The organism is Longimicrobium sp. (assembly GCF_036554565.1).
Classification (GTDB): domain Bacteria; phylum Gemmatimonadota; class Gemmatimonadetes; order Longimicrobiales; family Longimicrobiaceae; genus Longimicrobium.
The window spans coordinates 1-9391 of sequence record NZ_DATBNB010000123.1 but is presented as its reverse complement, the minus strand read 5'-3'; the positions used below and the strand labels follow the sequence as shown (position 1 = coordinate 9391).

Here is a 9391-nt window from a genome sequence, read left to right as displayed (position 1 = left end):
CCAGCGCGATGCGCACGTACTTCCGCCCCAGCGCCCGGGCGATCGACTTCGCGATCGACGTCTTCCCCACGCCCGGGGGGCCGGCGAAGAGGAGGATCGGGCCCTTGGCCGTGGCGCGCGCCTTGGCCTCCTTCACCTGCTTCTCGATCTCGCTCTCCTCCGCCGCCGGCGGCTCGGCCTGCGCGGCCTCGGCCTCGGCCGCGGCCGGCGCGGGGACGGGCTCGCCGCGGAAGGCGGCGGCCAGCGGGTCTTCGCGGATCTCGCCCCCGGCCGCGGGGGCCTCTTCCTCGATGGCGGCCAGCGTCTCGGCCTCGGCCGCGGCCTCCTCCTTCACCTCGGCCTCGGCGCGGCGCGCGGCCAGCTGGCGCACGGCCAGGAACTCCAGCACGCGGTCCTTCACGTCCTCGAGCCCGTAGTGGTCCTCGTGCAGGATCTCCTCGGCGCTGGCCAAGTTCAGCGAGTCTTCCGTGCGCACGTTCCACGGCAGGTCCGCCATCCACTCCAGGTAGGTGCGGATGACCTGGTACTCCGCGCTCTGCGGGTTGGTGCGCTCCAGGCGCCCCAGCTCGCGGTCGGCCTCCTCGCGCGCCGCCTCGGGAAGCTCCAGCGCGTCCAGCTTCTGGCGCAGCTCCTCCAGCTCGGCGCCCTCGTCCTCTTCGCCCAGCTCGCGCTGAATGGCCTTCATCTGCTCGCGCAGCAGCATTTCGCGCTGCCGCTCGCCCAGCTCCTCCTGCACCTGCTGCTGGATCTCTTCCTGCGCCTCGATCAGGGCCAGCTGGCGCTGCACGATCAGCAGCAGCGAGCGAAGCCGCTCCTCGACGGAGAGGCTTTCCAGCAGCTTCTGCTTGGCCTCGGGGGGCATTTCCACGTAGAACGACACCAGGTCGGCGAACGCGCCGGGCTCGGTGACGCCCTCCATGAACTGCTGCAGCATTTCCGCGGGGATCCCGCGGCGCCGGCCCAGCTCGGCCGCGCGGTCGCGCAGCTCGCGGTTCAGGGCCACGAACGCGGGATCCTCGGCGTTCACCGGCGGCTGCTCCGTCATCGGCCGCACGTGCGCCGTCAGCCCGTGCCCGGCGTCCACGTACTGCAGCGACATGGCGCGCGACTCGCCGTGGATCAGCAGCTGCACCCCGCCGCCGCCCTTCTGCACCTGCGCAATGCGCACGATGGTGCCGACGGTGTACAGGTTGTCCTGCTCCACGTCGTCGCGGTTCTCCTTCTGCGCCACGGCGAACATCCGGCGGTCGGCCGCGAGCGCCGCCTCGATGGCCTGCAGCGTTCCCGGGCGGCCCGCCGAGATGGGCACCGCCGTTCCGGGGAAGATGACCGTTTCCCTGAGGGGAAGCACGGGCAGCATCAACTTCTCGCTCATGTTGTCTATCCTTTAGACGAATGCGGTGGGCTGTGTCCCCGCCGCTTGCTGTCGATCGCGTTTTGCATCTTTGCGGCCACGCCCGTATACCCCTCCAGGGGTTCCCGCGTGCCCCGTAATCGCTTGCCTAATCTACACTTAACCGATGGAATCGGGTCCGCTGCCAAACCGGCTGGATTCTCGTGCGCCGATGCCGGTTCGGCGGCGCTCCTGCCGATGCGGCACGGGTGCGGGGGAAGGAGGGTCCGTGTACATTACGCGCATCCCGCCGGCGCCGCACGCTTTCTTCCTTCCGCAAACCATGAAGCGCTTTCTCCAGGTGCTGTTCTGGTCGCTGATCCCCGCCGCGTTCATCGGGCCGGGGACGGTGACCACCGCCGCCTCCGCCGGGGCGAAGTTTGGATACGGCCTGCTGTGGGCGCTCACCTTTTCGACCATCGCCACGGTCGTCCTGCAGGAGGCCAGCGCGCGCGTGACGGTGGTGTCGGGCCGCAACCTGGCCGAGGCCATCCGCGACCGCTTCCGCGGCGGCGCCACCGGCCTTCTCGTGATCCTCCTGGTCCTGGGGGCCATCGTCCTGGGGAACGCGGCGTACGAGGCCGGGAACGTACTGGGCGCGGCGGCGGGCGCCGCGCTGGGCTCGCCCATCTCGTCACGCGCCGCCACGGTGCTCATCGTCCTCGTCACCTTCGCCGTTCTCTGGGTGGGCACGCCCAAGGTGGTCACCAACGTGCTGGCGGCGACGGTGGGCGTGATGGGCATCACCTTCCTGGTGACCGCGGTCATGCTGCGGCCGCCGGTCGGGGAGGTGCTGCGCGGATCGTTCGTCCCGTCCGCCCCCACCGGGTCCGGGCTGCTCCTGCTGGGCCTCGTGGGGACGACGGTGGTGCCCTACAACCTGTTCCTGGGGTCGGCGGCGGCGCGGGGGCAGAACCTGCGCGAGATCCGCTTCGGGCTGACGGTGGCCGTGGTGCTGGGCGGACTGATCTCCATGGGGATCCTCGTCGCGGGCGCGGGGCTGCGCGGCACCTTCAGCTACGAGGCGGTGTCGGCGATGCTGTCGGGGCGGCTGGGCGGATGGGCGGGGGCAATGTTCGCGTGGGGATTGTTCGCGGCGGGCTTCTCGTCGGCCATCACCGCTCCCCTGGCGGCGGCGGTGACCGCGGGAAGCCTGTTCGAGGACGGGACCGGCAGATGGCATCCGCGCGGGCCGCGATATCGTGCCGTGTGGATGGGGGTGCTGGCCGTGGGGGCCGCGTTCGGGCTGGCGGGCGTGCCGCCCATCCCGGCCATCATCCTGGCGCAGGCGCTGAACGGGGTGGTGCTGCCCTTTGCCGCGGTGTTCCTGCTGGTGGTGGTGAACGACCGCGCACTGATGGGCGACGACGGCATCAACCGCCCCGCGACGAACGTGGTGATGAGCGCCGTCGTGGCGGCCACGCTGGTCCTGGGCGTCTCCGGCGTGCTGAAGGCGGGCGCCTCGGCGTTCGGCGGCACCCCGACGGAGGGGCGGATCCTGGCCACCGCGGGGGGGATCGCGGGCGTGCTCCTGGTCCCCCTTCTCCTCTGGGTGCGTCGCGCCCGCGCAGGGCACCCGGTCGTGTAGGAGGCGAGAAGCTATCCCGGAAGCCGAGGGACGAGCCGCGGAGACGCTTCCTGGTCTCCGCGGCTCTCTTTTCATCTCCGCGCCTCCGCGTGAAACCCCCTCCGCAGATGAACGCCGCTCACCACAGGCTGTGCCCCTGGCTGGCGTACAACCTGCAAGGCCGGTGCGGTTCTCGAACGACCGGGCCAGCCCGGACATCACCGGCCGGCCCGCCGACCCGCCACGACCCCGATGGCAGCCAGGAAAGACCGAAAGGAAGACGACGACCCCTTGCGCACCAAGGTCCGCAAGATCGCCGACGACGCGGGTGCGCTCTCGGTGGCGGTGGCGTATCACGACTACGAAACGCGCACGGCGTGGAGCTTTCGCGGCGACGAGTGGTTCCACGCCGCCAGCACCATCAAGGTTCCCGTGCTGCTGGGGGTGTTCGACGCCATCGCCCGGGGCGAGCTGGCGCTGAACGCCCGCGTGCACGTCCGCAACCGCTTTCTGAGCGTGGCCGACGGCAGCTCGTTCCGCGTGGGCAGCTCGCGCGACGCCAACGCCGACGTGCAGCAGGCCATCGGCAAGACCATGAAGGTGAGCGACCTGGCGTTCCACATGATCACCACCAGCAGCAACCTGGCCACCAACCTGCTGATCGACGTGGTGGGCATCGAGGCGGTGCGCAAGACGCTGGCGGACCTGAACCTGGACGACGGGGTGGAGTTCCGGCGCGGGGTGGAGGACGAGCGCGCCTTCGAGCGCGACATCAGCAACCGGTGCACGGCCGACGGCATGCTGCGCGTGCTGCGGGCCATCGAAGAGCGCAAGGCGTTCAGCGCCGAGGCATCGGAAAAGATGCTGGAGATCCTTCACGCGCAGGAGTTTCGCAGCGGCATTCCCGCGGGGCTCCCGGAAGACGCCAGGGTGGCCAACAAGACGGGGGAGATCAGCACGGTGGCGCACGACGCGGGCATCGTGTACCTGCCCCGGCGCAAGCCGTACGCCCTGGTGGTGCTGACGGAGTGGGACAAGGACAGGTCGTCGGGGCGCAAGGACACCATCGCGCGCATCTCGCGCACGATCTATGAACACCTGGCGGAGAAGGGGGACTGATGCCCCGGCTTCGCGTGGTGGACGGGCTGACGCTGGACGACGTGCACCGGCAGGTGCTGCGCCCGGGGCAACTGGTGCGGGGGCGCGACGGCAAGGCGCGCCGGCTTCCGCGCTGGTTCTACGAGGTGCCCTCGTGGGAAGCGGCGCTGGAAACGCAGCTGGCCCCCAACTTCAAGGTGTGGGAGTTCCTGAACGTGGACGTGCGCGAGCACGAGCTTCAGCGCCTGCGCTGGCCGCGCTACCTGCCGATGGCCGTGGGGCTGCTGGCCGCCGCGCTGGAGGTGTTCCGGGCCGAGGTGGACACCTACGTGCACGTGGCGGCCAACGGGGGATACCGTTCGCCGGCGCACCGCCTGAGCGGCCCCGCCTCCCCGCACTTCTGGGGGACGGCGGTGAACCTGTACCGCGTGGGCGACGACTGGCTGGACGACGAGAAGAACATTACGAAGTACGCGCGGCTGGCGCGCGAAGTGTCGCCCGCGTTCTTCGCCCTGCCGTACGGCCACGGCCTGGGCGAAACGGACGACCACCTGCACCTGGACGTGGGATACGTGACCCTGGCGCCGCACGACGGGGCCAGCGAAGAGAACGACGACGATGCGGAGCCGTTGCAGGGCGGGGACGCGGACGAAACCGAAACCCGCGAGACTGAGGCGTGATGCCTGACGATACCAAGAAGATCGCTTCGGCCAAGGGCGAGTCGCGCTCGGCCGGTTCAGGAGGCGGCGGCGGCCGGCTGCAGCTGGCGGCCATCGGCATGGAGGCCGAGTTCCAGGTGCACGTGGACGGCGAGCTGGTGCGGCCGGAGGACGTGTTCGGCAGCCCGCGCGCCTTCGTGCGCGGCAACCTGATGCACCGCGTGGGCACCTCGTACCACCTGCCCACGGGCGGGGCCGTGTACTTCGACACAGGGGTCATCGAGGTCGCCACCCCGGTGATCGAGATCGACCGCGGCTGCGCGGCGCGCGCGGGGCGCAGCTTGTGGGAAAGCGTGCTGTACCTGCGCGAGGAGCTGGACGAGTGGGAGCGCCGCGAGGGGCGCGACGTGCGGCTGACCGGCTTCAGCGCGCACTACAACGTGTCGTTCGAGCTTCCGCGCGAGGAGCAGGGGCGCAGCCGCACGGTGAAGAAGCTGGCGCTGCTGCTGTCCTACATCCTCCCCGTGCCGGTGATGCTGCTGGCCACCAACCGCCAGTCCAGCGGCGTGGGGGTGCGTCCGCGCGGCGACCGCATCGAGGTGACGGTGGACTTCACCCCCAGCGCCAGCCTGATGATCGCCACGGGCACGCTGATCGTGGGGATCGTTCGCGAGGTGATGAAGTGGCGCTCGTTCGAGCTGGAGATGCTGGAGGAGCACAACATTCCGGTGATCGCCGGCTACACGCCCATGCCGCACACGTCGCGCAAGGGATGGCTGGCGCGCAAGGACTGCTACAGCCAGGACCCGTTCGCGCAGGACGTGGATTCGCCGGTGTGGGATACGACGGATGGGCGAAGCTTGAGCCTGCGGAGCATCGCGGGGCTGATCACCAAGACGTTCTGGCACCCCATCCGCCGCATCAGCGACCCGTGGACCTTCCGGCTGATCGGCTCGGTGATGCGGGGGCGCGCGCCGTCGCTGCTGGACCTGGACGAGCGGCCGGCGGAGTACGACGACGTGGGCCGGCTGTGCACCTGGGACAACCTGTTCCCCGAGACGGAGCTCAGCCGCAGCCGCTACGAGCGCGTGCTGATCCGCGCGATCAGCGGGCAGAAGCTGTGGATGCACGGACGCCGCTACACGCCCACGGGAATGCGCGGCTGGTCGTCGGTCGTGTTCCGCGCGGACGACGACGGTTCGCGCCACGTGTTCAGCATCGACTACCTGCTGGGCCACCTCCGCGACTGGGAGCGGCCGAGGACGCGGGGCGGCTGACGCGCGTCATCAGGCAGCATCGGAAACGAGAGAGGCCGGCCCCGCGATGCGGAGCCGGCCTCTCTCGCTAACCCAGGGTCGTGACCTTCCCGACCCTGGCTGCCGTCGCTCCGGCTTAGCGGCTGGCGATCGGGTCCGCGTTGCCGTCGGGGTCGCACTTGGCGAAGCCGCTGGAGCGGATGCTGCCCATCAGCAGGACGCCGGCCACGTGCGGGGCGGCCATCGAGGTGCCGCTCATGCTGGTGGTGCCGCCACCCTTCTTGGTGGACAGGATGCCCACGCCCGGCGCGGCGTAGTCCACCGGCGGGTTGCCCCAGTTGCTCCACGAAGCCATGCAGTCGTTGCTGTCGACCGCGGAGATCGTGTAGATGTTGTTTCCGTTGGTGCGCGCGGGGGTGAAGTTGGCGGCGTTGGCGCCGTCGTTGCCGGCGGCGAGCACCATCTTGATGCCCTTGGCCGCGGCGTCCTGCACCGCCTTCTCCAGCGACGCATTGCTGCCGCTGCCGCCCAGGCTCATGTTGGCCACGTCGCCGGAGGCGCCGTTGGCGGCCACGTAGTTGATGCCGTTGATGACGCCTTCCCAGGTGCCGCTGCCGCTGTTGCCCAGCACGCGGACCGAGCAGACGTAGGCGTTGGCCGCCACGCCCACGACGTCCTGGCTGTTGTTCTTGGCGGCCACCGTGCCGGCCACGTGCGTGCCGTGCCCGTTGCCGTCCGACGGGCTGGTGCCCGCGAAGTAGGTGTGGCAGTTGCGGCTGGTGTTCAGGTCCGTGTGGGCCAGGTCGATGCCGCTGTCGATGATCCACGCCGTCCGGCCCGTTCCGTCGCCGGCGCCGCCCACGCGGGTGATGCCGTACGGGGTCGTCTGGCCCGTGGTGCCGCCGCCGCCCGGGCGGGCCGCCACCTGCGGAAGGTCCAGCGAAACCACCCCGTCCTTGCTCACGATGTCCACGCGCGGGTCCGCCATCACCGCGGCCAGCCGGCCCTGCGGAATGACGGCCGAGAAGCCGGGCGCCGCATGCTGCCGCAGGTAGCGCACGGCGAAGCCGTTGCCGCGGGCCAGGTCGGCGGCGGCCGAGGCCACGTCGACGCCGGGCTTGAAGGTGACGATGTAGATGGGCGCGTTTTCCGACGCGGACAGCGACGCATCGGCGGCCGGGGTGGTCACGGGCCCGTCCTGACAGGCGGCCAGGCTCAGTGCGGCGAGCGCGGCGAGGGGGATGGAACGGCGCATGGAACTCTCCTCCGGGTGGGTGAGTCGACCGGGCACGGACCACGGCGGGCCAAGTGCCGGTGGTGGGGACGCCCCGTGGAAAGGCAAGCGCGGGACCATTCACCCCATCGCGCGCAAGTCGTTGCCGACTGGCGGCTTCCGATGTTTCTACGCACACCCCACCTCTCTCCATGTGCACCAGAATGGTGCGGCGCGGACCGGAACCGTGCGCTCTATCTGGTGCACGCAACCTCGCCCGGCAGCCTTTCGGCGGCCTTGCGGCGGCACCATATTCCCCGCCCCTTCTGACGAGCCATTCCAAGCGTTTTTCGTGGATACCCAGACCTCGCCCGCTGCTTCGCCGCAGGAGCCGACACCGCAGCGTGCGTCGCTGGCCTCGCTCGCGTTCCGCTGGCTTTCCCCCGCGGTGGGGCTGGGGCTGTTCGCCGCGGCGGTGTGGGTGCTCAACCAGTCGCTGCGCGAGGTGAGCTACCGCGAGGTGCGCGCGACCATCCACGACCTTCCCGCCCTCTCGCTGCTGCTGGCCGTGCTGGCCACCGCGGCCAACTACGCCATCCTCTGCGCCTTCGACCTGCTGGCGTTCCGCTACGTGGGCCGGCGGCTGACGGACTGGAAGGTGGCCGTCACCTCGTTCATCGGCTACGCGGTGGCCAACAACGTGGGGTTCGCCATCATCTCGGGCACCTCCGTGCGGTACCGCTTCTACTCGCGCTGGGGGCTGGGGGCCGAGGACATCTCGCGCATCGTCGTCTTCTACACCGGCACCTTCTGGCTGGGGTTCCTGGTGCTGGCGGGGTGGAGCCTGGCCTTCGACCCGCTGCCGGGGATGAAGACCATGCTGGGGGCCACCACCGTGTCCCTCATCGGCTGGGCGCTGCTGGTCACCGCCTTGTCGTACCTGCTGGCGGCCGGGGTGCGCCGCGAGCCGGTGAAGGTGTGGAAGTGGCAGGTCCCCGTGCCGCCCATGCGCACCGTCGCCATGCAGTACCTGCTGTCGACGGTGGACTGGGCGCTGGCGGCGGCCGTGTTCTTCGTGCTGCTGCCGAAGACGGAGCTGACCTTCGCCGAGTTCTTGGGCGCCTTCCTGGCCGCGCAGCTGCTGGGGCTGGTCAGCCACGTGCCCGGCGGCGTGGGGGTGTTCGAGGGGACGATGGTGGTGCTGCTTGGGCAGTACCTGTCGCTGGGGCAGATCGTCTCGTCGCTCGTCATCTACCGGCTGATCTACTACATCATCCCCCTGGCGGTGGCGCTTCTGATCCTGGTGGTGGACGAAGTGCGCCAGCGCCGGCACCACCTCGTGAAGCTGGGAAGCTGGGTGGGAAGCCTGTCGCAGCAGCTGGCGCCGCGGGTGCTGGGGATGTTCCTCTTTCTCTGCGGCGCGCTGCTGCTGATTTCGGGCGCCACGCCCACGGAGCCCAACCGGCTGACGTGGATCGACCGGCACCTGCCGCTGGTGATGGTGGAGGCGGGATACCTGATCGGCAGCGTGGCCGGCGTGGCGATGCTGATCGTGTCGCAGGCGGTGGCGCGGCGGCTGGACATGGCCTTCTTCCTGGGTGCCGCCAGCCTGGCCGTGGGCATCGGCGCGTCGCTGCTGAAGGGCGCCGACTACGAGGAGGCCGTGCTGCTGGGCGGCGTGCTGGCCGCACTGGTGGTCAGCCGCCCGGCATTCGACCGCAAGGCTGATTTCTGGGCCGCGCGCTTTTCCCCCGGCTGGGTGTTCGGGCTGGCCGCGGTGATCGGCGCCAGCATCTGGCTGGGCTTCTTCGCGTTCAAGCACGTGGAGTACAGCAGTGACCTGTGGTGGCGCTTCGCGCTGCGGCAGGACGCCCCCCGCGCGCTGCGGGCCACCATGCTGGCCACCGTCCTGATGCTGGCCTTCGGCGTGGCGCGCCTGCTGAAGCCCGCCCCCCCGCAGATCCACCTGCCGACGGACGAGGAGCTGCACCGCGCCGAGGAGCTGATCCGCGCGCAGCCATCCACCGTTCCCTATCTCGTCTACCTGCTGGACAAGACGCTGCTGTTCAGCGAGGACGGCCGCGCGTTCCTGATGTACGCCGTGCAGGGGAACACCTGGGTGGCCATGGGCGATCCCGTGGGCGATCCGCGCTCGGTGCCGGGGCTCATCCGCCGCTTCTTCGAGCGCTGCGACGACTACGGAGG

At 70.3% G+C, this 9391-nt stretch carries 6 protein-coding genes and 2 pseudogenes; 5 read left to right on the top strand and 3 right to left on the bottom strand.

Annotation, left to right across the window (positions count from 1 at the left end):
• A pseudogene (locus tag VIB55_RS25610) lies at positions 1-109 on the bottom strand (AAA family ATPase); the annotation flags it as partial.
• A 729-nt stretch (positions 110-838) separates the two neighbouring features.
• A pseudogene (locus tag VIB55_RS25605) lies at positions 839-1360 on the bottom strand (LON peptidase substrate-binding domain-containing protein); the annotation flags it as partial.
• Between the two features lie 316 nt (positions 1361-1676).
• On the opposite strand from VIB55_RS25605, the gene VIB55_RS03340 reads away from it, so the two are divergent.
• The 4 genes from VIB55_RS03340 (at position 1677) to VIB55_RS03325 (ending at position 5994) form a co-directional block, all read left to right on the top strand.
• Positions 1677-2981, top strand: a complete 1305-nt coding sequence (locus VIB55_RS03340; protein ID WP_331875249.1) for an Nramp family divalent metal transporter — start codon at positions 1677-1679, stop codon at positions 2979-2981.
• 231 nt (positions 2982-3212) lie between these two features.
• The gene (locus tag VIB55_RS03335) at positions 3213-4079 is read left to right on the top strand and encodes a serine hydrolase (protein WP_331875248.1); all 867 of its coding nucleotides are present in this window, start codon (positions 3213-3215) and stop codon (positions 4077-4079) included.
• The gene (locus VIB55_RS03330) at positions 4079-4738 is read left to right on the top strand and encodes a hypothetical protein (RefSeq protein ID WP_331875247.1); all 660 of its coding nucleotides are present in this window, start codon (positions 4079-4081) and stop codon (positions 4736-4738) included. The genes VIB55_RS03335 and VIB55_RS03330 overlap by 1 nt, the downstream gene beginning before the upstream one ends.
• Positions 4738-5994, top strand: a complete 1257-nt coding sequence (locus tag VIB55_RS03325) for a hypothetical protein (RefSeq protein ID WP_331875246.1) — start codon at positions 4738-4740, stop codon at positions 5992-5994. Before VIB55_RS03330 ends, VIB55_RS03325 begins: the two co-directional genes overlap by 1 nt.
• Before the next feature lie 115 nt (positions 5995-6109).
• On the opposite strand, the gene VIB55_RS03320 is transcribed toward VIB55_RS03325, so the two are convergent.
• Complete coding sequence (locus VIB55_RS03320; protein WP_331875245.1) at positions 6110-7228, bottom strand: S8 family serine peptidase; 1119 nt, start codon at positions 7226-7228, stop codon at positions 6110-6112.
• 310 nt (positions 7229-7538) lie between these two features.
• Here VIB55_RS03320 and VIB55_RS03315 point away from each other — a divergent pair.
• Positions 7539-9391 (top strand): lysylphosphatidylglycerol synthase domain-containing protein (locus VIB55_RS03315; RefSeq protein WP_331875244.1); only part of this gene is annotated, 1853 nt, incomplete at its 3' end.